The organism is Rugamonas violacea, from assembly GCF_016461825.1.
GTDB lineage: Bacteria > Pseudomonadota > Gammaproteobacteria > Burkholderiales > Burkholderiaceae_D > Rugamonas.
Genome location: NZ_JAEMNU010000049.1, coordinates 97,612 through 120,226, shown reverse-complemented (window position 1 = coordinate 120,226; position 22,615 = coordinate 97,612). Strand labels below are relative to the sequence as shown.

The window sequence follows — 22,615 nt, the reverse complement described above, 5'->3', positions numbered from 1 at the left end:
CTTAACCTTCACCGAGTTTGAGGAGGGATTGCTGCATCGTGCGGATGCGGCCGAGGACTTCGACATTGGTTTCGAAGGCGCGCGAGGCCGACATCATGTCGGTCATCTCGGCCACCTGGTTGACGTTGGGGTAGAACACCATGCCGTCGCCGTTGGCCATCGGGTGGCCGGGATCGTAGACCTTGCGCAGCGCCTCGGCCGACTCGACCACGTCGACCACCTGCACGCGGCCGCCGGCGCTGCCCTGGTTGTCCAGGCCCTCGTTCATGACGGCGGCGAACACCGGCTTGCGGGCGCGGTAGGTGTCGCTCTCGTTGCCGGCGACGGAATCGGCGTTGGCCAGGTTGCTGGCGATGGTGTTGAGGCGCACGGTTTGCGCCGCCATGGCCGAGCCGGCGATTTCGGAAATATTCTTGAACGACATGGGGGCTCCCTTACTGGCCGTTGATGGCTTTGCCCAGACCCTTGAACTTCATGTTGGCGAAGGTCAGGCTGGTCTGGAAATCGGTGGCGTTCTGCGAGAAGGCGGCCTGCTCGACGCCGAGTTCGACGGTGTTGCCGTCGGCGGTCGGATGGTAGGGCACGCGGTACAGCGCGTTGCTGTCGGAGTCCAGCGTCAGTTCGCCGGCGGTCTCGGCCTGGGTGGCCGCCAGGGTGGCGGCGAAGTCCATGTCCTGCGCCTGGTAGCCCGGCGTGTTCTCGTTGGCGAGGTTCGAGGCGAGGATGCGGGTGCGTTCGGCCCGGAGATGCAGCGCGTCGGCGTGAACCCCGACCACTTCCTTGAAATTGATACCCATCATGTCCCCCTTGGTATTTTTACCGTGTTACTGTGAATCCAGATCGAGTCGAACGGGCCGCGCCACCCCATGTAAAATGGCGGCCGGTCGCTTCACGCGCCGCAGCCGCTTTAGGCATCATAGTAGAGGTATTGCTTATGTTCAACAAATGTATTGTAACCCGATTGAGCGGAATGTTGCTCATCAGTATTGTTAATCTGTCGGCCAAGGCGGCCACGCCGGCCGAGCAGGTGCCGGCATTGGTGCAAACGGCGGCGCGCCAGCATCTGGAACGGCAAGCGCAAGCGGCCGGCTGGGTGGCGCCGCAGATCGTCGTCGAGGTGGTGCGCGGCAGCCGGCCGCTGGCGTCCTGCCCGGCGTTGCCGACGGTGGCGGCGGTCGACACGCGGCTGGCCAGCCGCATGCGCTTCGCCGCCGTCTGCGCCGGCGGCGCCGCCGAGGCTTGGCGGTACGAGTTCGTGGTGCGCGCGCAGATCTCCGCCAAGGTGGTGGTCAGCGCCGCCGAGGTGGCGGCGGGGCGGGTGTTGACGGCCGACGACCTGTTGCTGGAGCGCCACGACATCTCGGCCATGCCCGACAGTTTGGCGGACGTCAACGCGGCGCTGGGGCAGGCCGCCAGGCGCACCTTGCGCGCCGGCGAGGTGTTGCGGCCGGCCATGTTGGCGGCGCCGACACTGGTCAAGCGGGGCGACGCGGTGCGCATCGTGGCGCGCCGCGAGCAGGTCGAGGTCAGCATGGCGGGCGAGGCGCTCGACAGCGGCGCGCGCGGCACGGTGTTGCGCGTGCGCAACGCCAACGGCGCCACCATCCGCGCCCGCGTCAGCGCGGCGGGAACGGTCGAACCGGTCGATCTGCCTGTGTCCATTCAATCCCCCGATTAAATCAAGGCGTCGGTTTGACGGCGCCGCCGCCGTGGAGGAGTTGCGCGGCCACCTTGCCGAGCTTGTCGGCATAGGCCGGGTCGGTGGCGTAGCCGCCGCGCGCCAGGCCTTGGGCGAAGGCGTGCGCGTCCTGGCCGGTGTTCAAGGCGCCCTGGAAGCGCGGATTGTCGATCAGCAGATTGGCGTAGTCGCGGAAGGCGCTGGCGGTGTCGGGGTAGCTGCGGAAGCGCTCGGTCTTCTTCAGCGCCGCGCCGTGCTCGTATTCGGTGGTGGTGCTGGCGGCGACGGCGCCGCGCCAGCCGGCGCCGGCCTTCAGGCCGAACAGGTTGTTGCTGTCGGCGCCGCCGGCGCCGCGCAGCGGCCGCTGGCCCCAGCCCGACTCCAGCGCGGCGTGGGCCGCCACCAGATGGGGCGCCACGCCCAGGCGTTCGGCCGTCTCGGCCGCCCACGGTTGTATCGAGGCGAGGAATTGTTGCTGCAGTTCGGGGTCCTGGGCGTTGCCGGCGGCGTCGATGGCGCCGGCGCCGTTGGCGCGCTGGCGCAGCGCCATGCCCTCGACGCTCAGCGCCGTGGCCGCCGTGGCCAGAGCGGGGCCGCCGTGGTTGATGAAGTCGGCCACCTCGCCCTGCACCTGGCGCAGCGTGGCGCCGAAGCCGGCCTGGCCGGCGCCGCCGGCGAAGGCGGCGGGCAGGGCGGCGGCGGGGCGCGCCGCCGTCATGTTGGAGGCGGTGGCGGCGGTGGCCGCCGTGGCGCGCAGCGGCTCAAGCGGGCGCATACAGGTGCTCCTCGCCGTGCAGCACGCGCTGCATGATGGTGTGTTGGTTGAGCAACAGCTCGCCGTTGCGCTTGCTGACACGTTTGCATTCGAGCACCTGCTGTTCCAGCGCGTGCCAATCGGCCTCGGCCTTGTCGCGGGCGCCGCTTTTCAGCAGGGCGAACACCTGGGCCATCGCCGGCTGCGGACCGAGCAGGCGCTGCGCCAGTTGCAGGCGCAGGCGGCGGCGCGCGTCGAGCTGGTCGACCAGGGCCGAGATCGACTCGGCCACCTCGGCCAGCGGCGCGCTTTGGTGGCGCAGCGCGGCACGGAATTGTTGTTCCAGCAGCTCGTGCAGCAGGGGGTAGTCGCGGCCGTCCTCGGCCAGGCCCTGCAACAGGCCGTGCATGGCTTGCTGGCGTGTCATCTGGTTCATGGCTCGCTGCCGTGGAAGCGCTGGATCAGACCGGCCAGTTTGGCCGGATCGAAGGGCAGCTCGCCCTTGGCCAGCGCGTCGCGCAATGCCGCCACCTTGTCATGGTCGATCTCCGGCATGGCGCGCAGCGCCGCCATGGCCGGTTGCAGCACGGCCGACTGCAACGCCGCCTGGGGCGCGGCGGCGGCCGGCGCCGCTTCGGCGGCCTCGGCGGCCGCACTGTCGGCGGCGCGGACCGGGGCGACGCCGCCGGCTAGACCTGTGGCTATTCTCATACGTGTGCCTCTTGGCTTGGTTTCCATATCAACCCGCTTGCTGCCGACGGGCGCGGCTTGGTTCAACGTTCATTGTAACTGCCCGGCTTGGCCGTTTTCTTTTCCACGGGCATTATTTTTTCGCGCAGGCGTTGCAGCATCGTCACGTCGGGCATTTCGGTGTCGATTTCCTCGGTCAGCGCGTTCTTGTTGTTGGGCACGCCGAACATCGCCGCCACCGTCTTGGCCTGGGCGGTGGTGAGGATCAGCAGCTCGATGCGGCGGTTGACGCCGGCGTCGGCCCGTTTCGGGTCGAGCGGGGCGCGGTCGGCCATGCCGACCACCTGCAACACGCTTTCCGGGTTCATGCTGCCGGCCAGCAGCTGCGAGCGGGCCGACATCGCCCGGTTGCTCGACAGCGTCCAGTTGGAGAAGGCGGCGTAGCTGGTGTCGGCGTACTGCATCGAGTCGGTGTGGCCGACCACCAGCATCTGGTTCTCCATCTTGGCGAACAGCGGCCCCATCTTGCGCAACAGCGAACGGAACTTGTCGGTCGGCACGGCGCTGCCGCGCACGAACATGCCCTGGTGGTCGGTGTCGTGCATCATCACGCGCAGGCCGTAGGGGGTGATGACGGATTCGAGGTTGCTGGTCAGGCCGAATTCGGCGCTCATCTTGGTCAGCGCCTTCGACAGCGCCGCCAGGTCGGCCGGGCTGTCGTAGGTGACCTTGGCCGGCGGCGTGACCACGGGCGCCGCCTCGCCGCTGGCCTTGGCCTCGCCGGGGGCGTCCGAATTGCCGGTGCGCGGCATCGGGAAGCGCTCGATCAGGCTGCCGCGCGGGCCGCCCACCTGCTGCGGCATGACGCCCTTGCCCTGGTCGGTCTTGGCGCCGTCGGCCTCGGTGAGGATCTGTTCCAGGCTCTCCGTGTTGCGCGCGGCCATCAGCCACAGCACCAGGAACAAGCACATCAACGCCAGGCAGAAGTCGGCGAAGGCGACCTTCCAGGCGCCGCCGTGCTCGTCGTGCTTGTGCTTGCCGCCGCCACGCTTGACGATGGTTTGCTCATGCGCTTTATCATGCGGCTTTAGCACGGCCACCTCCCCGGCGCGAAGTTTCTTCCGGCGCGCTGTCGCGGCCTTCGAGGTCGTTGATCCAGCGTTCCAGCTGGGCGAAGCTCGGCTTGATGTTGAGCGGCACCAGACGGCGGCCGGCGTCGATCGCCAGCAGCGGCGGTTTGCCGGCGACGTGGGTCACCAGCACCACCTTGACGCATTCCTTGTTCGAGGCTTCCTGGCCGACCAACTGTTTCATCATGTTGCTGATCGGGTCGAGCACGCCGTAGCACATGAAGATGCCGATGAAGGTGCCGACCATGGCGGCGCCGACGTGTTCGGCGATCTCGCCCGAGGTGGCGCCTTCGCTGACGGTGTTCATGGTGATCACGATGCCCAGCACGGCGGCCAGAATACCGAAGCCCGGCATCGCCTCGCCGATCTTGTTGAGCGATTTGGCCGGCTGGTTGAGTTCCTCGTGGATGGCCTCGAGTTCCTGCTCGAGCACGCCTTCGAGCTCGTGCGCGTTGATCTTGCCCATCGCCATCAGGCGGAAGTTGTCGACGATGAAGGCGAGCAGCTTGGACTCTTCCAGCACGCGCGGATAGCGTTGGAACAGCGGGCTGTCCTTGGGCGCCTCGACGTGGGCGTCGAGCGCCTTCAGGCCGCCGGCGGCCAGTTGCAGCAGTTCGTACATGAGCAGCAGCAACTGGCGCTGGAACTCCGAGTCGTACTTCTTGCGGAACAGGATCTTTTTCAGCTGCGTCATGGTCTCGGCCAGCACGTGGCTGGGGTTGCCCAGCACGAAGGCGCCGGCGCCGGCGCCGGCGATGACCAGCAGTTCGATCGGCTGCCAGATCTGGTGAAAAGCGCCGCCCATCATGAAGAAGCCGCCGAAGACGGAACCCATGACGATGATAATGCCGAGTATTTGCTGCATGATTGATGCCTTTCTGCTTTTCTAATTGCGGTTGCCGCTGCTCTTGTTGTCGCTGTCGCCCGGCGCTCAGGCGCTTTGCAGCACGGCTTTCATCTTGCCCAGGGCCGCCTTGTTGAGCTGGCAGACGCGGGCGTCGGTCAGGTCCAGCACGGCGGCGATTTCCTTGTAGCTCAGTTCGAATTCGTAATACATCTGCACCACCCGCTGCTCGCGCTCGTCGAGGCCGCGCAGGGCCTGCTCCAGGCTGCGCCGGGTCATCAGCGCCTCCTCCGGGTTGGGCGCCGTGTCGGCGCCGACGCTCTCCTGCAGCACCTCGTCGAAGCTGGCGATCAGCTCGGCGTTCTCGTCGAGCTGGTAGGCCTGGTAGGCCTCGGCGGTGATGCCCAGGCCGTCGATGATGTCCTGCTCGCTGGGCTCGCGGCCCAGCTTGCGGGTCAGCGCGCGCACCGCGTCGCGCAGCTTGTGGCTGTGCTGGCGCACGGCGCGCGGGCGCCAGTCCTGCCGGCGCAGTTCGTCGAGGATGGCGCCGCGCACGCGCAGGCTGGCGTAGCTGCCGAAGCCGCCGTCCGGCTCGCCGTAGCGGCGCAGGGCTTCGAGCAGACCCATCAGGCCGATCTGCTCCATGTCGTCGCGGTCGATGGCGCCGGCGATCTGCGAATTGAGCTGGCGCACGATGCGCTTGACCAGCGGGGCGTAGGACAGCAGGTGTTTCTGCTCGTCGGCCACGCTATGGCGGGGCGGCGCCGTGCCGTCCTCGCCGTAGCTTTCGGCATATGCCTCCGCGTATTGCTCTATCAATGCCATGCCGGCCCCACTTGTGGACAAAAACGCTGCGTTGGAGGGTGAAGCATCACTCGATGATCAGTTTGCCTATCATGACTTCGGAGAAAGGTTTTTCCCGCTTGTCGTGGACGTAGGTTTCGTCGAAGGCCTTGTTCAACTCGGCGGCGAACTGGTCGATCGTCATCGTTTGCGCGGTGGCCATCGGCAGGTTCGACAGGGTGCGCACGGCGACGCTGCGCAACATCGGCAAATGCTCCTTGGCCGCTTTTTCCTTCTCCTCGTTGGTGGTGATCACCAGGTCGGCCGACATGTAGTGGCTGGCCGTGTCGCCCGGACTGCGCTTGAGCATGATGATGACCTTGTCCACCGTCAGATATTTGGGCGGTTTGCCCTCGTCGTGCTTGGCCTCGACCTTCTTCTCGTGGCCGGCGGCCGGCGCGGCGCCCTTCGACATGTACCAGACGGCGCCACCGGCGGCGGCCGCACCGACCACGGCCACGGCGGCGAACGCCACGATCATTTTCATATTCTTCATCTACGGCTTACTCCTGTTCGGTCAACATGGCAAAGGTGGCGGCGGCGGCCTCATCGTCGGACAGGGCGCGGCCCGGCGCGCGCGCCTGGTCCTGCTGGCCCTGGCGTCCGCCGCGACCGTCGCTGTCGGCCATGGCCTGGCCGCGCGGGCTGGCGCTGACGTTGACGGCGACCTCGGTGAAGCTGCGCTGGGATAAATCTTGGCGCACGCTGTCGCCGATGTTGTTAAGTTGACGCAACACCTCGCTGTTGCTGGCCGACAGGTTGATCTGCAGCGCGCCGGCGCTGTGGCGGATCGAGATCTCGATGCGGCCCATGTTGGGCGGCTCCAGGCGGATCACGGCGTGGTCGTTGTTGCGCTGCAACTGCAGCTGCAGGCGGTCGCCCAGCGCCTCGCGCAGCGGCTGCTGCCACTGCTCCGGCGTGCCGGCCAGCTTGACGCTGTCGGCCAGCGGCGCGGCGGCCGGCGCGGCCGGTGTGTAGGCGCCGTTGACGCCGTTGCTGGCCGGCGCGGCGCTCAGCCGCAAGCCGCTGCCGCCGCCGTCGTCCTGGACGGTGCTGCCGGCGGCCGCCGTGGCGCTGGCGAAATTGCCGCTGGCCGGGGCGCGCTCGGCGTCCTTGCCGGCGCGCGGCGCCGGCGCGGGGTTGTTGACGGGCAGGGCGGCGGCCAACGCTTGCGCCGCGCCGGCGGCGTTTGGGGCCGTAGGAAGCGGTGCCGCCGGCGCAGCCGCGGGCGCGGTTGTCGCGGCTGTCGCCGCCGCATCGCCGGCCGCCGCGGTGCTGGTGGCGGCGCCGGTCGTCGCGGCGGCCGGTATCGGCGCTGCCGTGACGGCACTATCGGGCGCCGGCGCGGCGCCGGGTTGCTGGTTGGCGATATTCAGGTTCAGGCTGATGTTGCTGCCGCTGGCCAGCAGCGCGCTCATGCCGTCGACGCGGGGCTGGGCCTGGACGGTGGCGGAACCGGCGTTGCCGGTCTGGGCGTTGGCGGTCGGCGCGAAAGGCAGGGCCATGGCCATGGCCAGGTTCAACATGGGGGCGGCCATCGCGCTCAGCGCGGCGGTCTGGTCGGCCGCGGCGGCGGTGCCCGTGGTGGCGGCCTGGTCAGGCGTGGCGCCGGCATCGGCCGTCACCGCGTCGTCGCCGTCGTCGCCGGCGGCCGCTGGCGCAAGCTCGACCTGGTTGGCCAGGTTCAGCAGTTGGGCGAACAGCGGCGCCAGCGTGGCGGCGGCCTCGTCGGCCTGCGCCGGCAGGGCGCCGTCCGGCGCCGCCTGGTCGATCTGCTTGCTCGCCGGATTGGCCGCCGGGTTGGCGTTCGGCAACAGGCCGGCGGCTGGCGGCTGGGCGGGTTTGGCTGCTGCGGTGGTCAGGGTCATGGTCATGCTTGGATTCCGGTTTCAGCAGTTTCGCTGTCGAGGGCGTAGGCGAGCCAGCCCTCTTTGTTAGCTTGCATTTCATGGAGTTGCTGGCCAAGGTCGCTCGTCGCCTTGTCGCAACGCTGCACGGCTTGCTCATGCAACTGGCGCAGCGCGGCCAGCGCGGCCCGTTCGGCCGCCGTCCAGCCGCCCTGGGCCGCCATTTGCGGCAAGGCCGACGCCATCATCGTGTTCAGCGTGGCCATCGCGCCCCAGTCGGCGGCATCCAGCGCGGTGCTCAATTTTTGCGCCAGATGCAGCAGCGTGCGATGCCTATCCATTCTTGGCCTGCACGCCCAGCCAGCCCTGCTTGATGGTGGTCAGCAGGGTGGTGACCTCGTCGACGATGCCGGGGTCGAGCTGCACGCCGGCGGTGTAGAGGCGGCCGGCGCAGTAGTCGTAGAGGCGGCCCAGGTTGGCCACCACCTCGCCGCCCTGCTCGAAGTCGAGCGAGCTCGACAGGCCGTTGATGATGTCGGTGCACTTGCTCAGGCTGTTTGCCTTGAGTTCATAGCGCTTGCCGACGATATGGCCGCGGGCCCGCGCCAACTCCTCGAGCAGGCCGTCGGTCAGCACCAGCACCAGCTCGATCGGCGAGGCGCGCGCGGTCTGGGCGTCGAGGTTGACGGAGTGGTAACTGCTGTAGGCTTCCTGGTTCAACATGGTATTCACCGTACTTCTATGCTTGCGTTGGGGGAGGGCGGCCGTCGCCGGCCGCCAGCCGTTTAGGAACTGCTGTTATTCGAGGAGAACAGCGCGGTGAACAGGCTGGAGGTGTTGTTCATTTTCGACTGCAGGGTTTGCAAATTGGTGAACTGGGTGAGATAGCGGCCGTAGGCGTTGTCGAACTGGGCTTGCACCTTGCTCTGACGGTCCGTCAGTGACAATTGCTCTTTGGAAATAGTGGTCTTGCGCGAGGTCAACTGGCCGTTGGCCGAGTTGGTCCACTGGCCCATCAGTTTGTCGAGCTTGCCAAGCACGCCGCCGTTGGCGCTCAAGGAGGCCTTGCCGAACAAGCCGTCCAGGCCGCCCGGATTGGCCAGCACCGCCTTGTTCAGCCGGCCGGTGTTGAGCTCCAGCGTGCCGTCCCGTTTGGCGGCGATGCCATAGTTGACCAGGCTTTGGCCGCCCAGTCCGGTGCGCAAGGTGGCGAGCAAGTTGTTGCGCAGGGCGGCCAGGCCGGAATCGGAGGCGAACACCCCGGCGGCGACTTTCTTGCCGGGGTCGCCGGCGTCGGTCAGGCCGTCCAGTGTGGTGATCAGCTTGTTGTAGGCGTCGACGAAGCTTTGCACGTTGGCGCTGGTGGCGGCGCTGTCGGAGCCGACGGTGAGCGTCACGGGCGCCGTTTCGGTGGCGGCCTGGGCCTTGTTGAAGGTCATCGTCACGCCGTCGATGACGCTGAAGGTGTTCGACGCCTGCTCGATCTTGGTGCCGGTGGTCTGCGCGCCGACCCATACCACGGCGTTCTGCGCCGCCACCACGGTTTTCTTCTGGCTCGGGTCGTCGAGCATGGCCTTCAGGGCGGCATTGGTGACGCCGCTGGTGTCGAGCGTGACGCCGTTGTCGGCGCCGGTCTTGTTCGAGGTCAGCACCAGGGTGGTGGCGCCGTCGATGTTCAGCGTCGACGCCGTGACGCGCGAATTGTTGGCGGCCGTGACGTTGATGGCGGCGGCGATCTCCTTGGCCGACAAGGAGCCGTCCAGGTTGCTGTCGGCCGTGTTCAGGCTGATCTGGAAGCTGCTGCCGTCGGCCAGCATCACGTTCAGGTTGCCGCTGCCGGCGGCGGCCGTGTCGGTCAGGCCGCCATACGACACCTGGCCGGCCGTGGCCAGTTGCTGCACATAGAAGGAGTAGGTGCCGGGCGAGGCCAGCGAGTTCGCCGTCGCCGTGCCGACCGCCGCGCTGAAGGTGGCCGAGTTCGCGCTGATCGTCTTGGTGCCCAGGCTCAGCGACGACAGCGTGCCCTGGAAGGCGCTCATCGCCGAACTCAGCGACGTCAAGCCGCTGGTGGTGGAGGTCACGATCTTGTTGCGGTTGTCGATCGCCAATTGTTGGCCGGCCACATAACTGTTGGCCAGGTTGGTCGCCGTGGTTTTCGGATCGTAATTAATATTATTCAGTGGCATGATCGTGCTCCCTGGAAAGGATGGATGAAGTGTACCTTGTAACAAGGCGACCTAAATCGTTTCCATATGAAAATATTCTCAACTATTTTTCGGCCTTCTGGCCGCGGAACCAGGCTTGTGTGGCCAATTCGTCATGTTGCTTGCGCTCTTGTACATTTTGCTCCTTGCGCACCACCTGGTGCTGCTTGTCGAGCACCTTGCCGAGCACCTCGCGCTTGACCCAGGCGGCGTTGAGGGCCTGTTGCGACACCGCCATGTCGGCCTCGTGCATGTGCAGGTCGAGCCGGTGGGTGTCGGCCACCTGCATCACCGCCTGCTTGTAGTCGCCGCAGTTGCCGGCCAGCGCCATGTGCAGACTGCCGCTGGCGCCGCTGTTGGTGTACAGCCCGGTCAGGCGGTCCAGGTTCTTCTGGTAACGCTCGCGCAGATTGGCCTTCTCCGCCATCTCGGTCTGCAGGCGTTCGACCTCGGTGTTGCGCAGCGCCACCAGGGTGGTCAGATTGCGGATGTTGTGCTGGCTCATGTCATCAGTTTTTCAAGTTGATCCACACAGGGGGAGAAGGGCGCCGCTTCCTTGGTGCCCTGACAGAGGAACTCCTCGACCGCCGGATGCAGCTTGACGGCCTTGTCGGTGACCGGGTCGGCGCCGGGCACGTAGGCGCCCAGCGGGATCAGGTCGCGCACCCGGTCGTGGCGCGCCATGCTGGCCTTGAGCGCGCGCGCCGCCAGCATGTGCGGCGTGCTGATCACCTGGCTCATGCAGCGGCTGATCGAGGCGGCCACGTCGATGGCCGGGTAATGGCCGCGTTCGGCCAGCTCGCGGCTGAGCACGATGTGGCCGTCGAGGATGGCGCGCGCCGTGTCGACCACCGGGTCCTGCTGGTCGTCGCCCTCGGCCAGCACGGTGTAGATGGCGCTCATGCTGCCGACCGGGTTCTCGCCGTTGCCGGCGCTTTCGACCAGCTGCGGCAGGTTGGAGAACACCGACGGCGGATAGCCCTTGGTGGCCGGCGGCTCGCCCAGCGCCAGCGCCACCTCGCGCAGCGCCATGGCGTAGCGGGTCAGCGAGTCGACCAGCAGCAGCACGTTCTTGCCCTGGTCGCGGAAGTGGGCGGCGATCGAGTGGCACATCTCGGTGGCCATGATGCGCATCAAGGGGCTCTCGTCGGCCGGGGCGATCACCAGCACCGCCTTGGCCAGGCCGTCCTTGCCGAGCGACATCTCGACGAATTCGCGCACCTCGCGCGAGCGCTCGCCGATCAGGCCGACGACGACGACGTCGGCCACGGTCTGCCGGGTGATCAGGCCGAGCAGCACCGACTTGCCGACGCCGCTGCCGGCCATCAGGCCGACGCGCTGGCCCTTGCCCAGGGTCAGCATGGCGTTGATCGCCCGCACGCCGACGTCGAGCGACTCGGTGACCGATTTCTTTTTCAGGGGATTGATGCGCGGCGGCGTCGATTCGAGCGGGTGCTCGCCGCCCAGTTTGCCCAGGCCGTCGATCGGCTCGCCCAGGCCGTTGACCATGCGGCCCAGCCAGGTCGGGCCGATCTGCAGGCTGACCTTGTCCTGCGACGGCAACACGCGGGCGCCGGTGGTCAGGCCGATGGCCTTCTTGAACGGCATCAGGAAGGACAGCTTGTCGCGGAAGCCGACCACCTGGGCGTCCAGCCACTCGCCGCTGACTGTCTCTATTTGGCAACGCTGGCCGGTGTGCAAGCGGCAACCGGCCGCCTCGAGCAACAAGCCGGACGCGCCGACCAGCCGCCCGGTCGGGGTGGCCATCGGGACCGCGCCCAATTCTAGATTGCGCAAGGCATCAGCGATCATTCTTCGCTTTCCGGTTCGTCGCCGCCGTCGGCAGCTTGTAATTGATTATCGACCTGTTCCATGACGGCGGCAAGGCGTTGATGACAACCGGCATCAACTTCGTTGTCGCCGGCCTTGATGCGGCACTCGCCGGCGTCGAGGCGGGCGTCGCCGATCAGGTTCCAGCGCTTGGCGCGTTTGGGGTCGAGTTCGCTGATGCGCTTCAATTCCTCCGGGTTGAGGAAAACGTCGATCTCCTCGCGGGTCGGCGGCATCGAGGCCAGCGTCTCGTCGACCAGGGCCATGATCTGCACCGGTTGCAGCGCCAGCTCGGCGCGGATCACCTGGCGCGCCACCTTGGCCACCAGGTCGACCACCTCCTTGCGCTGGGCGGCGCGGTAGTCGGCGCGCAGCTTTTTCAAACTTTTGAGCATGGCGTCGACCGGCCGGGCCAGCTGGTCGTAGGCCACCACGGTCTCGTGGCGGCCCTCCTCGCGGCCCTGTTCCTGGCCGGCGCTGCGGCCGGCCTCGAAGCCGTCCTCCTGGCCGCGGGTCAGGCCGACCTCGTAGCCGTCGCGCTGGCCCTGTTCGAAGCCCTCGCCGACCGAGGCTTGCCATTGCGCGCCGGCATCGACGCCGCCGCTGCCGTTCTGTCCGTGTGGATGCGCCCGTTGCGCCACCGCGACAACCTGCGACAGCGGCGGGAAACGGTAGGGACGGAACTGCTTCATTCGACCACCGCCTCGGCGAACAGCTGGATCTCGATTTCGCCGCTGTCGGCCAGGGCCTTGACGGTGGCCATGATCTCCTGGCGGGTTTGCTCGATGCGCGACATCGGGATCGGTCCGGCGCGCCGCATCATGTCCTCGAAGGCCTGGGCCTGGCGTTTCGGCATGGTTTTGAGCACCGCGTCGCGGATCGACACTTCGGCGCCCTTGAGCGCGATGGCCCATTGCTCCAGCGGCACCTCCTCGATGATGCGGGTGATCGCCACCTCGGACTGGGTCGACAGGATGAAGAAGTCGTACATCGACAGCTCGATCTGCGCCACCACCTCGGGATCGTGGGCGCGCAGCAGTTCGACCATCTGCGCCCGGTTCGACGGCAGCCGGTTGAGGATCTCGGCGGCCTGGCGGATGCCTTCGACGCTGGTGCTCTGCATGTCGAAGGTGCCCAGGCAGCGGCCGACCAGCTGGTCCAGCTCGACCAGCAGGTCGCGGTCGATCTCGTCCAGGCGGGCCAGGTTCAGCAGCACCAGGTCGCGGCCCTCGAGGGGCAGGGCGTCGAGGATCTGGCCGGCCAGCGTGGCCGGCAGGAAGGCCAGGAACACCGCCTGCATGCGCACGTGCTCATTGGAGATGTACTCGGCCAGCCATTTCGGCGAGGCCCATTGCAGCCGCGCCATCTTGGGCCGCAGCTCGTCGCCGTAGATGCTGTTGAGCACCGTGTTGGCGATGTCGTTGCCCAGCGCCAGGTCGAGCGAGCGCTTCAGGTAACTGCGCGAGGCGCCGTGCACGCCGGACTGCTGGCGGTAGTCGTCGAAGAAGGTCTGCATCGCGTGCTTGACCGATTCGACCTTGATGCCGCTCATGCGCGACATCACCTGGGTCACCTCGAGCAACTCCTCGCGCGACAGGCAGCGCAGCACGGCGGCGGCCGGCTCCTCGCCTATGCTCAGCAGGACGATGGCGGCCTGCTCGACCGGCGTCAGGTAGACGCCCTCGGGCTGGTCCAATGAATCTTGCATGCTATTGAGTTCGGCCATTTTTCTGCATCCATTGTTTGACGACTTCGGCGACGCGTTCGGGTTCTTTCTCGGCCAACACTTTCAGGTGGTCGACCATGACGTCGACCGCCGAGCCGGCCGGCGGCAGGTCATAGTTCTCCAGCAGCGGCACCACCGGCATGCCGGGCACGGCGCCGCCGGCCACCATGGCGTCGGGCTCGCCGGCGACATGGTCCGGCGAGGCCAGCGCCGGCGCGCCGGCGGCGTGGCCGGCGGCCACGGCGGTCGCTTCGGCGCCGCGGCGTTCCGCCGCGAGGCGTGCGGCGGCGGCCGGCGACGGCGTCAGGCGCGCCGTCAGCAGGCGCAGCAGCGGGCGCAGGATCAACAGGTAGCCCAGCAGGGTGGCGAGGGCGTACATGATCCACGAGCTGAAGTCGACCACCGTGTCGCGCTCCTGCCACCACGGCGTCAGGGCGGCCTTGGGCGGGAAGTTCATCGCGCTGACCACCAACTGGTCGCCGCGCTCGGCGTCGATGCCCAGGCCGTTGCGCAGGATCTTGTCGATGTTGGCGATCTCGGCCGGCGTCCAGCCGGTTTTCGGGAAGGGCGCGGCGGCGTGCGCCAGCACCACGGCGATGCTCTGTTTCTTCAGCGTGCCACGGCTGCGCTTGGTCTGGGTGATGCTGCGGTCGTAGGCGTACTGGCGGGTGGTGGCGTTCTTGTGCGCCGTGCCCTCGTCGGCCTTGGCGGCGGCGGGGTCGCCGGCCTTGGTGTCGGCGGCGGCCGGCGGCGGCCGGTTCGACAGCGTGCCCGGCACGCCCATGGCGATGCGGTTGCGGTCCTGTTCCTCGCGCATGGCCTCGCTGGTGACCTTCGGCGCGTCGCCGTATTTCTCGACCGTCTCCTCGACCTTGTCGTTGTCGACGGCGGCGGTGACGCTGAGGCGGAAGTTGTCCTCGCCGATGACGGTGCCGAGCAGGTTCTTGACGTTGCCGCGGATCTCGTCCTGGAAGCGCTTGCCGTTGTCGTTGCCGTTGCTGCCGGCGTCGAAGCCGTCGGCCAGGTCGATGTGCGAGGACAGCAGGTTGCCGGCCTGGTCGACCAGGCTGACGCGCTGCGGGCTCAGGCTGGCGACGCTGCCGGCCACCATGTTGACGATGGCGGCGATGTGTTCCGGCGCCAGGGTGCGGCCCGGCTTGGTCGCCACCACCACCGAGGCCGACGACTTGTCGCCGTCGCTCGAGACGAAGGAGGTCGACTTGGCGATCGACAGGTGGACGCGGGCGTGGGCGATGGCGTCGAGCGTCATGATCGACTGCGCCAGCTCGCCTTCCAAGCCGCGGCGGAAGCGCACGTCCTGGACGAACTGGCTGACCCCCAGCGGGTCGTTCTTGTCCATCAGTTCCAGGCCGGCCGGCAACTGCGCGGTGACGCCGCGGGCGGCCAGCAGCATGCGCACCTTGCCCAGCATCGACTGCGGCACCAGCACCTGGCCGCTGTCGGGATGCAGGCGGTAGGGGATGTGGTCGGTGTCGAGCACGGCCATCATGTCGGGCGCCGAGACGCGTTCGCGCACGCCGAACACCGGCTTGTAGGCCGACTGGTCGCTCCACAGGTACATCAGCACCATGGCGGTGACGCCGACCGCCAGCAGCAGCAGCGGGTAGAGGTTTTTGATCAGGGCGGGGGGCAGCGCCGGCAGCGCGGGGTTGGCGCGCCAGCGCCCGAAGGCGGACTTGAGGGTGTTGATCACTTGGATTGCTTTCGCGAAGACTTACAGCGGAAGTTTGATGAGCTCGTCGACCGCGCCCATCACTTTGTTGCGTACTTGCATCAACATGGAGAAGGACAGGTTGGCCTCCTGGCTGGACAGCATGGCGCCGACCAGGTCCTCGCTCTTGCCGCTGTCGACATCGGCCATGCGTTGGCCGGCGACGCGGTCGTCCTCGTTGACCTTGCCGACGGCGTGCCGCATCGACTCGGCGAACGAGGGGGCGGATGTGGCGCCCTCGCCGCCGAACTGGTTGGCGGCGGCGATGCTGTTGCCCGCCAGGTTGTGTGCTGCGTTGCTGAGGGAGGCGAGATCCGCCTGAATCAGGGTTGCGATGCCATTGCTCATGTTGCCACCTCCACTTTCTCTTGCAACGTTGGTCATAACTGCTTGCCCTTCCCAGACCCGGCGCCCCGGCGTGGCCGGCGGCGCTGCGGATCCGGCCTGCATGGCGCCGTCCCGTAGGACTGGCGGCATATGCATGTCGGTCAAACCCTGACACGGTGTGGGCGCCTCGCGGCCGGCCATTGCGTATCAATACCACGATTTCACGCGGCCGGGTTTGATGGAAATTTTTTCTTTCCGCCGCACCGTTTCTTTACAATCGAAACTGTTTTCTTAAAGCAAATATCGTTATAAATCATTCACTAAGCGCAGACTGACAAAGTTGTTCTGCAACAGCTAAACCTGCGCTATGATACGAGGAAGCTTACTGCCTAGCAACTTTCTTGTAAAGGTCTATTTGGGCGTGCGATTATTGTTTCATGGCAAATAAAATATTGTTGCGTGGCAATAATGTGAATTATGATGTATCCTGTGCTACCGAGATCGTCCTACTTTAAGTTACGATACAGTATGCAGCCGAATTTCCCGAAATCGAGGCCGCTGCGGTCGTTGCCAACAGTGGCGGCCACGGGTCTTGGAAGCAGGCACCAATGTGTTTCGACATGACCACAACATGACTATCATAAAACCGACCACGCAACACCAAGTGCTCGATCCCTGTTTGCTGGGGCGGCCTGTGCACCTGTTGCACATCTTCGCCGCCCAGCTGCGCGACGACCTGGCCCAGGCGATGCGCCTGAACATGAGCCGGCGCTACTGGGGCGGCTTCCAGGTCGAGGACGTCGCCTTCAGCCGCCTCGAGGGCGGCGAGCAGATCGGCCGCTGGCTCAGCTTCGCCGCGCCGGCCGGCAACATCGCCTTCTCGCTGGAGCGCAAGGTCCTGCTCAGCGTCCTGAATTTCCGCTACGGCCGCAACAAGAACGACAGCAAGACCGACGGCGCCGCCGCCGCCGTCGACGAGAGCGCGGTGCGCGTCACCGCCACCGAGGAACGCCTCGCTGTGGTGCTGGGGCAACAGTTGGCCGGCACCCTGGCCGGCCGCATCGAGCTCAACCTGCCCGCCATCGACAAGGCGCCGCCGGCCGGCGCCGACGAGTTCAAGCCGGCCACCGGCTCGCACCCGCCGAAAGGCACCTGGATCGTCACCGTCACCGTCAGCGACATCGAGGGCGGGTCGAGCGGCCGCTTCTGGTTCGCCCTCGACAAGGCGCTGATGGCCAGCGTGCTGCGCGGCCTGATGCCGGAGCGCGAACTGAACAAGAAGGCCGGCAAGAACCTCGGCCCGTTGGCGCAGCGTCTGCAGGTCGGCCTGCACGGCCGCCTGGTCAGCAAGGAGGTGCCGCTGGGCAGCCTGTTCGACCTGCAGGTGGGCGACATCATCCCGGTCAGCATGCACCGCGCCGATGTGCTGCTCGACGATTCGCGCCTGTTCACGGCGGCGGTGACCGAGCACAAGGGCAAACTCTGTTTAACCTCTTTTGAAGATGTCGAATAACATGATGAACATGAATGCAAGCGGTACCAGCGACGCCCTGTTGGAGGATTTGTCCGAAGAAATGATCATCGACCAGGTCGGCGCCGAGCTGCCCGAGCCGCTCGAGCCCCGGCCGCGGCGCGACCTGCCGCAAATGATGCGCAAGATTCCGGTGACGCTGACCCTGGAAGTGGGCTCGGCCCGCATTTCGCTGCAGGATCTGATGGCGATCGGCCCCGACAGCGTGGTCGAGCTCGACGTGCTGGCCGGCGAACCGCTGATCATCAAAGTCAACGGCACGGCCATCGGCCGCGCCGAGGTCGTCGTCGCCGGCGAGAACTACGGATTGAAGGTGATCGACCTGGACGGTCTCAACCTCGACATGATGACCCAATGACGCTCGGCGCGACCCCCGCGGCGGGATGGCGGCGCGCGCTGCCGGCCGCGCTGGGCGCGGCCTTGTTGCTGCTGTTGTTGCTGAGCTTGGCGCCGGGCACCGCCGGCGCGGTCGATTTGCTGGGCGAGGTGGTGCCCGGCGCCAAGACGGATTTGACGGTCAAGACCCAGATCCTGATCATCATGACCCTGCTGGGTCTGTTGCCGGTGATGGTCATGATGATGACCAGCTTCACCCGCTTCGTCATCGTGCTGTCGCTGCTGCGCCAGGCCCTGGGCCTGCAGCAGGGCCTGCCCAACCGCATCATCACCGGCGTCGCCCTGATCCTCACCCTGCTGGTGATGCGGCCGATCGGCGAGCAGGTCTGGCGCGACGCCTTCGTGCCCTACGACAAGGACCAGATCGGCCTGCAGGACGCCCTGAAGATCGCCGAGAAACCGGTCTCGCGCTTCATGCTGGCGCAGACCAGCAAGGCGGCGCTGAACCAGATCGCCCACCTGGCCGGCGAGGACAAGATCGGCACGCCGGCCGAGCACGCCTTCACCGTCAAGCTCGCCGCCTTCGTGCTGTCGGAGCTGAAGACCGCCTTCCAGATCGGATGCATGCTGTTCATTCCCTTCCTCGTCATCGACTTGGTGGTGTCGTCGGTGCTGATGGCGATGGGGATGATGATGCTGTCGCCGCTGGTGATCTCGCTGCCGTTCAAGCTGTTGCTGTTCGTGCTGGTCGACGGCTGGACCCTGACCGTCAATACGCTCGTCACGAGCATACAGGCCTACTGATGCTGACCCCCGAAGTCGCCGTCGACCTGGTCGTCGAAGCGCTGCACATCGTCATGCTGCTGGTGGTGCTGCTGGTCGTGCCGGGCCTGATCACCGGCCTGGTGGTGGCGCTGGTGCAGGCCGCCACGCAGATCAACGAGCAGACGCTGAGCTTCCTGCCGCGGCTGCTGGTGACCTTGCTGGCGATCATACTGATGGGCCGCTGGATGGCCGGTTACCTGATGGACTTCTGCGTCTCCATCTTCACCCGCGCCGGCTCCCTGGTCGGCTAGCCGCGCCGCAATCCGCTCCATGGAAACCGTGTTCAGCCAGTTGCTGCCGATGTTGACCGCGCTGTGGTGGCCGTTCTGCCGCTGCATGGCCCTGTTGTCGGCCGCGCCGGTGATCGGCGAGGCGGCCACCCCGGTCACCGTGCGCGTGCTGGTCTCGCTGGTGCTGTCGATCGTGCTGCTGCCCTTGACCGGCGCCGGCCCGTCCGCCACCATCGACCCGATGTCGCTGCAGGGCGTGCTGGCCAGCGTCGAGCAGGCGCTGATCGGCTTCGTGCTGGGCCTGGCCTTCCACTTCAGCATGGCGGTGATCGGCGTGCTCGGCTTCCTGGTCTCCTCGCAGATGGGCTTTTCGATGGCGGTGATGAACGATCCGATGAACGGCCAGTCGTCCGACGTCGTCTCGGCGCTGCTGTCGGTGCTGGCCATCATCGTCTTCTTCGCCATCGACGGCCACCTGGTGCTCACCTCGGTGCTGGCGCACAGCTTCAAGGCCTGGCCGCTGGGCCGGGGCTACGGCCCGCTGCTGCTGCAGACGGTGGCCTACAACGTCGCCTGGATCTTCTCGGCGGCGATGCTGCTGGCCATCCCGGTGGTGTTCTCCACCCTGGTGGTGCAACTGGGCTTCGGCTTCCTCAACCGGGTCGCCCCCAGCCTCAACCTGTTCGCCCTGGGCTTCTCGGTGATCACCATCTTCGGCCTGCTGATGCTGGTGCAGGTGGTGCGCTTCGTCCCCGAACACTATGCGATGATGACCGACCGCGTGCTGGAGATGATCCAGGCGCAGATGCGGGCGGCCGGCCATGGCTGAGTCGACCGACGACAAAACAGAAAAGGCTTCACAGCAGAAGCTCAAGAAGTCGCGCCAGGAGGGGCAGGTGGTGCGCTCGCGCGACCTGTCGACGGCGATCGGCATCCTGGTCAGCCTGAAGCTGTTCGTCTACCTGCTGCCGACCTATTACGGCGAGTTCCTCGAACTGTTCCACCAGGGCTTCCAGCCGCTGGCCAGCGAGGGCTCGATGGACAACGCCCTGTCGATCGTCTTTTCCAGCGCCATCTGGCTGCTGCTGAAGATGCTGGTGCCGCTCTTCGTGGTGCCCATGTTCATCGTGCTCGGCGCGATGGTGCCGGGCGGCTGGGTGGCCAGCACCAAGAACTGGTCGTTCAAGATGGAACGGCTGAGTCCGGCCACCAACCTGGGCCGCCTGTTTTCCGCCAAGCACGGCTTCGAGTTTCTGATCTCGATCGGCAAGGCCGGCGTGCTGATCTGGGTGCTGACCCACGTCGCCCGCTCCACCGTGCGCGACTACACCCAGTTGCAGCACATGCCGCTGGGCCAGGCGATGATGAGCGGCTCGAACCTGATGCTCGACGGCTTGATGTCGCTGTGCTCGGTGTTCATCATCTTCGCCCTGATCGACGTGCCGGCCCAGGCCTACTTCTTCGCCAAGCAGCAGCGCATGAGCAAGCAGGACATGAAGGAGGAGCACAAGAGCAACGAGGGCCGGCCCGAGGTGAAGAACCGCATCCGCCAGTTGCAGCGGCAGATGGCCAAGCGCAGCGCGCGCAAGACCGTGCCCACCGCCGACGTCGTCATCGTCAACCCGGAGCACTACGCCGTCGCCCTCAAGTACGACGAGGGGCGCGCCGAGGCGCCCTACGTGGTGGCCAAGGGCGTCGACGAGATGGCGCTGTACATCCGCCAGCTCGCCGCCGAGTTCAAGATCGAGGTGCTGCCGCTGCCGCCGCTGGCGCGCGCCATCTACAACACCAGCCAGGTCAACCAGCAGATCCCGGTGCAGTTGTACCAGGCCGTCTCGCAGGTGTTGAACTATGTGTTGCAACTGCAAGCTTTCCGTACTGGGCGGCGCGCCGCCCAGCCACCATTCCCCAACGAGGTGGTCATTCCACCGTCCATGAGTGAGGTTTCGCCGTCATGAATTTCCTGAACCGGATGATCGCAGAACTGCGTCGCCACAAATTCGCCACACCGGCCTTCCTGCTGGTGATCTTGGCGATGATCATCCTGCCGCTGCCGCCCGTCCTGCTCGACGTGATGTTCACCTTCAACATCGTGCTGGCCCTGATCGTCATCCTGGTCAGCGTCTCGGCCAAGCGGCCGCTCGACTTCTCGGTGTTCCCGACGGTGATCCTGGCCACCACCATGATGCGGCTGACCTTGAACGTCGCCTCGACCCGGGTGGTGCTGCTGCACGGCCACGAGGGCACCGCCTCGGCCGGCCAGGTGATCGAGGCCTTCGGCAAGGTCGTCATCGGCGGCAACTTCGTCGTCGGTATCGTGGTCTTCGTGATCCTGATGATCATCAACTTCGCCGTCGTCACCAAGGGCGCCGAGCGGATCTCCGAGGTCTCGGCCCGCTTCACGCTGGACGCGCTGCCGGGCAAGCAGATGGCCATCGACGCCGACCTGAACGCCGGCCTGATCAACCAGGAAAAGGCCCAGGCGCGCCGTCTCGACGTCGCCGCCGAGGCCGACTTCTACGGCGCCATGGACGGCGCCTCGAAGTTCGTCCGCGGCGACGCCGTCGCCAGCATCCTGATTCTGATCATCAACATGGTCGGCGGCGTCGCCATCGGCTCGCTGATGCAGGACATGAGCTTCGGCGAGGCTTTCCGCCAGTACGCCCTGCTGACCATCGGCGACGGCCTGGTGGCGCAGATCCCGGCGCTGCTGCTGTCGGCCGCCGCCGCCATCCTGGTGACCCGCATCTCCGACTCGGGCGACTTCGAGCAGCAGGTCGGCAGCCAGCTGCTGGCCTCGCCGCCGGTGATCCTCAGCGCCTCCGGCATGATGTTGGTGCTGGCCATGGTGCCGGGCATGCCGTGGATGATGTTCACCGGCTTCGCCGCCGTGCTCGGCTTTGTCGGCTGGAAGCTCAGCCAGCACGTCAAGGCGCCCGACAACGACAACCTGGCCGCCATCGAGTCGGCCCTGCGCGAGGAGCGCGCGCCCGAGCTGGAATGGCAGAGCCTGCCGGCGGTGGCGCCGCTGCAGGTGGCCTTGGGCTACAAGCTGGTCGGCATGATCGACAAGACCCAGGGCGAGCCGCTGTCCAAGCGCATCAAGGGCCTGCGCCAGAGCCTGTCCGAAGCGATGGGCCTGCTGTTGCCGCCGATTTCCGTGCGCGACGACCTCGGCCTGAAGCCCTCGCAGTACGCGGTGATGTTGTCGGGCACCGTGGTGGCCTCGGCCGAGGTGTTCCCCGACCGCCTGATGGCGATTCCTTCGCATAATGTGTACGGCCAGATCGACGGCATTCCCGGCGTCGAGCCGGCCTACGGCATGCCGGTCACCTGGATCGAGACGGGCGAGAAGGCCAACGCGCTGGGCCTGGGCTACCAGGTGGTCGAGGCGCCGAGCGCGATCGCCACCCACCTCTCCAAGCTGATCCGCGAGTACCTGCCCGAGCTGTTCCGCCACGAGGACGTGCCGGCCCTGCTGGAGCGGCTGGCGGCGCTGTCGCCCAAGCTGTCCGGCGCGCTGGACAAGGCGCTGACCCACACCCAGTTGCTGCGGGTGTTCCGCGTGCTGCTGGCCGAAAATGTGTCGCTGAAGGATATCGTGCCAATCGCCACCACCCTGCTCGACAGCTCGGAGACCACCAAGGACCCGATCCTGCTGGCCGCCGAGGTGCGCTGCGCGCTGCGCCGGCAGATCGTCTCCAGCCTGTTCGGCCAGAAGCCGGAGATGCAGGCCTTCAACCTGGGCGGCGACCTGGAGAACATGCTGCTCGGCTCGCTGAACCAGGCCCGGCAGAGCGGCAAGGTGGTGCTCGACAACTATCCGATCGATCCGCACCTGCTGGCCCAGTTGCAGGTCAACATGCCGGTGGCGCGCGAGCAAATGAAGCAGCAGGCCACGCCGCCGCTGCTGCTGGTGTTGCCGCAGATCCGCCCCTTGCTGGCGCGCTACGCCCGCCTGTTCGCGCCCGGTCTGCACGTGCTGTCCTACAACGAGATTCCGGAGAACCGCGAGGTCAGCATCATCGGCACGGTGGGCTAGCGGGGCGGGGCGCGCCGGCCCGCGGATGGGAAAAATGGCGCCGCGC

At 66.8% G+C, this 22,615-nt stretch carries 27 protein-coding genes; 8 read left to right on the top strand and 19 right to left on the bottom strand.

What is annotated here, in order from left to right; all coding sequences use genetic code 11:
• Position 1: 1 nt before the first annotated feature.
• Positions 2–424 carry a flagellar basal body rod protein FlgC gene (gene flgC / locus H7U20_RS10895; RefSeq protein WP_199759168.1) on the bottom strand — a complete coding sequence of 141 codons (423 nt, stop codon included), beginning with the start codon at positions 422–424 and terminating at the stop codon, positions 2–4.
• A 10-nt stretch (positions 425–434) separates the two neighbouring features.
• On the bottom strand, positions 435–797 hold the full coding sequence (gene flgB / locus H7U20_RS10890) for a flagellar basal body rod protein FlgB (RefSeq protein WP_199759204.1): 363 nt from the start codon (positions 795–797) through the stop codon (positions 435–437).
• A gap of 173 nt (positions 798–970) precedes the next feature.
• On the opposite strand from flgB, the gene flgA reads away from it, so the two are divergent.
• Positions 971–1,678 carry a flagellar basal body P-ring formation chaperone FlgA gene (gene flgA / locus H7U20_RS10885; RefSeq protein ID WP_233410658.1) on the top strand — a complete coding sequence of 236 codons (708 nt, stop codon included), beginning with the start codon at positions 971–973 and terminating at the stop codon, positions 1,676–1,678.
• Position 1,679: 1 nt separating this feature from the next.
• Here the strand turns inward: flgA and H7U20_RS10880 are convergent, their stop codons facing one another.
• The 17 genes from H7U20_RS10880 to H7U20_RS10800 form a co-directional block, all read right to left on the bottom strand.
• Complete coding sequence (locus H7U20_RS10880) at positions 1,680–2,453, bottom strand: glycoside hydrolase family 73 protein (RefSeq protein WP_233410657.1); 774 nt, start codon at positions 2,451–2,453, stop codon at positions 1,680–1,682.
• Positions 2,440–2,868, bottom strand: a complete 429-nt coding sequence (flgN, locus tag H7U20_RS10875; RefSeq protein ID WP_199759166.1) for a flagellar export chaperone FlgN — start codon at positions 2,866–2,868, stop codon at positions 2,440–2,442. Before flgN ends, H7U20_RS10880 begins: the two co-directional genes overlap by 14 nt.
• Complete coding sequence (flgM, locus tag H7U20_RS10870; protein WP_199759165.1) at positions 2,865–3,143, bottom strand: flagellar biosynthesis anti-sigma factor FlgM; 279 nt, start codon at positions 3,141–3,143, stop codon at positions 2,865–2,867. The genes flgN and flgM overlap by 4 nt, the downstream gene beginning before the upstream one ends.
• Positions 3,144–3,205: 62 nt before the next feature.
• Positions 3,206–4,216, bottom strand: a complete 1,011-nt coding sequence (locus tag H7U20_RS10865) for a flagellar motor protein MotB (protein WP_199759164.1) — start codon at positions 4,214–4,216, stop codon at positions 3,206–3,208.
• On the bottom strand, positions 4,200–5,117 hold the full coding sequence (gene motA / locus H7U20_RS10860) for a flagellar motor stator protein MotA (RefSeq protein ID WP_199759163.1): 918 nt from the start codon (positions 5,115–5,117) through the stop codon (positions 4,200–4,202). The genes H7U20_RS10865 and motA overlap by 17 nt, the downstream gene beginning before the upstream one ends.
• Positions 5,118–5,183: 66 nt before the next feature.
• Positions 5,184–5,921 (bottom strand): FliA/WhiG family RNA polymerase sigma factor, encoded by a 738-nt coding sequence (locus H7U20_RS10855; protein WP_199759162.1) that lies wholly within the window; start codon positions 5,919–5,921, stop codon positions 5,184–5,186.
• 46 nt (positions 5,922–5,967) lie between these two features.
• Positions 5,968–6,435 carry a flagellar basal body-associated FliL family protein gene (locus H7U20_RS10850; protein ID WP_199759161.1) on the bottom strand — a complete coding sequence of 156 codons (468 nt, stop codon included), beginning with the start codon at positions 6,433–6,435 and terminating at the stop codon, positions 5,968–5,970.
• 7 nt (positions 6,436–6,442) lie between these two features.
• Positions 6,443–7,813: a flagellar hook-length control protein FliK gene (locus H7U20_RS10845; protein WP_199759160.1), complete on the bottom strand. Its 1,371-nt coding sequence runs from the start codon at positions 7,811–7,813 to the stop codon at positions 6,443–6,445.
• Positions 7,810–8,088, bottom strand: a complete 279-nt coding sequence (locus H7U20_RS10840) for a hypothetical protein (protein ID WP_233410656.1) — start codon at positions 8,086–8,088, stop codon at positions 7,810–7,812. The genes H7U20_RS10845 and H7U20_RS10840 overlap by 4 nt, the downstream gene beginning before the upstream one ends.
• 31 nt (positions 8,089–8,119) lie before the next feature.
• A complete protein-coding gene (gene fliS / locus H7U20_RS10835; RefSeq protein WP_199759202.1) occupies positions 8,120–8,509 on the bottom strand; it encodes a flagellar export chaperone FliS in 390 nt (129 codons plus the stop codon).
• Between the two features lie 62 nt (positions 8,510–8,571).
• On the bottom strand, positions 8,572–9,972 hold the full coding sequence (gene fliD / locus H7U20_RS10830; protein ID WP_233410655.1) for a flagellar filament capping protein FliD: 1,401 nt from the start codon (positions 9,970–9,972) through the stop codon (positions 8,572–8,574).
• A gap of 82 nt (positions 9,973–10,054) precedes the next feature.
• Positions 10,055–10,495, bottom strand: coding sequence for a flagellar export protein FliJ (locus tag H7U20_RS10825; protein WP_199759158.1), 441 nt, complete (start codon positions 10,493–10,495; stop codon positions 10,055–10,057).
• Positions 10,492–11,802 (bottom strand): flagellar protein export ATPase FliI, encoded by a 1,311-nt coding sequence (fliI, locus tag H7U20_RS10820; RefSeq protein ID WP_199759157.1) that lies wholly within the window; start codon positions 11,800–11,802, stop codon positions 10,492–10,494. The genes H7U20_RS10825 and fliI overlap by 4 nt, the downstream gene beginning before the upstream one ends.
• Entirely contained in the window at positions 11,799–12,512 is a 714-nt protein-coding gene (gene fliH / locus H7U20_RS10815; protein ID WP_199759156.1) for a flagellar assembly protein FliH, read from the bottom strand. The genes fliI and fliH overlap by 4 nt, the downstream gene beginning before the upstream one ends.
• Positions 12,509–13,546 carry a flagellar motor switch protein FliG gene (locus H7U20_RS10810; protein ID WP_199759155.1) on the bottom strand — a complete coding sequence of 346 codons (1,038 nt, stop codon included), beginning with the start codon at positions 13,544–13,546 and terminating at the stop codon, positions 12,509–12,511. The genes fliH and H7U20_RS10810 overlap by 4 nt, the downstream gene beginning before the upstream one ends.
• Positions 13,530–15,260 carry a flagellar basal-body MS-ring/collar protein FliF gene (gene fliF / locus H7U20_RS10805; protein WP_199759154.1) on the bottom strand — a complete coding sequence of 577 codons (1,731 nt, stop codon included), beginning with the start codon at positions 15,258–15,260 and terminating at the stop codon, positions 13,530–13,532. Before fliF ends, H7U20_RS10810 begins: the two co-directional genes overlap by 17 nt.
• 21 nt (positions 15,261–15,281) lie before the next feature.
• Positions 15,282–15,626 (bottom strand): flagellar hook-basal body complex protein FliE, encoded by a 345-nt coding sequence (locus H7U20_RS10800; RefSeq protein WP_199759153.1) that lies wholly within the window; start codon positions 15,624–15,626, stop codon positions 15,282–15,284.
• Positions 15,627–16,236: 610 nt separating this feature from the next.
• On the opposite strand from H7U20_RS10800, the gene H7U20_RS10795 reads away from it, so the two are divergent.
• The 7 genes from H7U20_RS10795 to H7U20_RS10765 are packed head-to-tail and all read left to right on the top strand — an operon-like array spanning position 16,237 to position 22,569.
• Positions 16,237–17,118, top strand: a complete 882-nt coding sequence (locus H7U20_RS10795) for a FliM/FliN family flagellar motor switch protein (protein ID WP_199759152.1) — start codon at positions 16,237–16,239, stop codon at positions 17,116–17,118.
• Positions 17,119–17,122: 4 nt separating this feature from the next.
• Positions 17,123–17,494, top strand: a complete 372-nt coding sequence (locus H7U20_RS10790) for a FliM/FliN family flagellar motor switch protein (protein ID WP_370593131.1) — start codon at positions 17,123–17,125, stop codon at positions 17,492–17,494.
• Positions 17,491–18,276 carry a flagellar type III secretion system pore protein FliP gene (fliP, locus tag H7U20_RS10785; protein WP_199759150.1) on the top strand — a complete coding sequence of 262 codons (786 nt, stop codon included), beginning with the start codon at positions 17,491–17,493 and terminating at the stop codon, positions 18,274–18,276. The genes H7U20_RS10790 and fliP overlap by 4 nt, the downstream gene beginning before the upstream one ends.
• The gene (gene fliQ / locus H7U20_RS10780; RefSeq protein ID WP_199759149.1) at positions 18,276–18,548 is read left to right on the top strand and encodes a flagellar biosynthesis protein FliQ; all 273 of its coding nucleotides are present in this window, start codon (positions 18,276–18,278) and stop codon (positions 18,546–18,548) included. Before fliP ends, fliQ begins: the two co-directional genes overlap by 1 nt.
• A gap of 19 nt (positions 18,549–18,567) precedes the next feature.
• Positions 18,568–19,356: a flagellar biosynthetic protein FliR gene (gene fliR, locus H7U20_RS10775; RefSeq protein WP_199759148.1), complete on the top strand. Its 789-nt coding sequence runs from the start codon at positions 18,568–18,570 to the stop codon at positions 19,354–19,356.
• The gene (locus H7U20_RS10770) at positions 19,349–20,485 is read left to right on the top strand and encodes an EscU/YscU/HrcU family type III secretion system export apparatus switch protein (protein ID WP_199759147.1); all 1,137 of its coding nucleotides are present in this window, start codon (positions 19,349–19,351) and stop codon (positions 20,483–20,485) included. Before fliR ends, H7U20_RS10770 begins: the two co-directional genes overlap by 8 nt.
• Positions 20,482–22,569, top strand: a complete 2,088-nt coding sequence (locus H7U20_RS10765; protein ID WP_199759146.1) for a flagellar biosynthesis protein FlhA — start codon at positions 20,482–20,484, stop codon at positions 22,567–22,569. Before H7U20_RS10770 ends, H7U20_RS10765 begins: the two co-directional genes overlap by 4 nt.
• Positions 22,570–22,615 lie beyond the last annotated feature (46 nt).

What these genes read in the sequence shown, in the direction of transcription:
- fliR (WP_199759148.1), top strand. Translation starts at nt 18,568, where the DNA reads ATGGAAACCGTGTTCAGCCAGTTGCTGCCGATGTTGACCGCGCTGTGG.
- fliQ (WP_199759149.1), top strand. Translation starts at nt 18,276, where the DNA reads ATGCTGACCCCCGAAGTCGCCGTCGACCTGGTCGTCGAAGCGCTGCAC.
- flgN (WP_199759166.1), bottom strand. Translation starts at nt 2,868, where the DNA reads ATGAACCAGATGACACGCCAGCAAGCCATGCACGGCCTGTTGCAGGGC.
- H7U20_RS10790 (WP_370593131.1), top strand. Translation starts at nt 17,123, where the DNA reads ATGAACATGAATGCAAGCGGTACCAGCGACGCCCTGTTGGAGGATTTG.
- flgA (WP_233410658.1), top strand. Translation starts at nt 971, where the DNA reads ATGTTGCTCATCAGTATTGTTAATCTGTCGGCCAAGGCGGCCACGCCG.
- H7U20_RS10825 (WP_199759158.1), bottom strand. Translation starts at nt 10,495, where the DNA reads ATGAGCCAGCACAACATCCGCAATCTGACCACCCTGGTGGCGCTGCGC.
- flgC (WP_199759168.1), bottom strand. Translation starts at nt 424, where the DNA reads ATGTCGTTCAAGAATATTTCCGAAATCGCCGGCTCGGCCATGGCGGCG.
- flgB (WP_199759204.1), bottom strand. Translation starts at nt 797, where the DNA reads ATGGGTATCAATTTCAAGGAAGTGGTCGGGGTTCACGCCGACGCGCTG.
- H7U20_RS10880 (WP_233410657.1), bottom strand. Translation starts at nt 2,453, where the DNA reads ATGCGCCCGCTTGAGCCGCTGCGCGCCACGGCGGCCACCGCCGCCACC.
- fliD (WP_233410655.1), bottom strand. Translation starts at nt 9,972, where the DNA reads ATGCCACTGAATAATATTAATTACGATCCGAAAACCACGGCGACCAAC.
- H7U20_RS10810 (WP_199759155.1), bottom strand. Translation starts at nt 13,546, where the DNA reads ATGGCCGAACTCAATAGCATGCAAGATTCATTGGACCAGCCCGAGGGC.
- H7U20_RS10800 (WP_199759153.1), bottom strand. Translation starts at nt 15,626, where the DNA reads ATGAGCAATGGCATCGCAACCCTGATTCAGGCGGATCTCGCCTCCCTC.
- flgM (WP_199759165.1), bottom strand. Translation starts at nt 3,143, where the DNA reads ATGAGAATAGCCACAGGTCTAGCCGGCGGCGTCGCCCCGGTCCGCGCC.
- motA (WP_199759163.1), bottom strand. Translation starts at nt 5,117, where the DNA reads ATGCAGCAAATACTCGGCATTATCATCGTCATGGGTTCCGTCTTCGGC.
- H7U20_RS10765 (WP_199759146.1), top strand. Translation starts at nt 20,482, where the DNA reads ATGAATTTCCTGAACCGGATGATCGCAGAACTGCGTCGCCACAAATTC.
- H7U20_RS10855 (WP_199759162.1), bottom strand. Translation starts at nt 5,921, where the DNA reads ATGGCATTGATAGAGCAATACGCGGAGGCATATGCCGAAAGCTACGGC.
- H7U20_RS10850 (WP_199759161.1), bottom strand. Translation starts at nt 6,435, where the DNA reads ATGAAGAATATGAAAATGATCGTGGCGTTCGCCGCCGTGGCCGTGGTC.
- H7U20_RS10795 (WP_199759152.1), top strand. Translation starts at nt 16,237, where the DNA reads ATGACTATCATAAAACCGACCACGCAACACCAAGTGCTCGATCCCTGT.
- H7U20_RS10845 (WP_199759160.1), bottom strand. Translation starts at nt 7,813, where the DNA reads ATGACCATGACCCTGACCACCGCAGCAGCCAAACCCGCCCAGCCGCCA.
- fliH (WP_199759156.1), bottom strand. Translation starts at nt 12,512, where the DNA reads ATGAAGCAGTTCCGTCCCTACCGTTTCCCGCCGCTGTCGCAGGTTGTC.
- fliS (WP_199759202.1), bottom strand. Translation starts at nt 8,509, where the DNA reads ATGTTGAACCAGGAAGCCTACAGCAGTTACCACTCCGTCAACCTCGAC.
- H7U20_RS10770 (WP_199759147.1), top strand. Translation starts at nt 19,349, where the DNA reads ATGGCTGAGTCGACCGACGACAAAACAGAAAAGGCTTCACAGCAGAAG.
- fliP (WP_199759150.1), top strand. Translation starts at nt 17,491, where the DNA reads ATGACGCTCGGCGCGACCCCCGCGGCGGGATGGCGGCGCGCGCTGCCG.
- fliI (WP_199759157.1), bottom strand. Translation starts at nt 11,802, where the DNA reads ATGATCGCTGATGCCTTGCGCAATCTAGAATTGGGCGCGGTCCCGATG.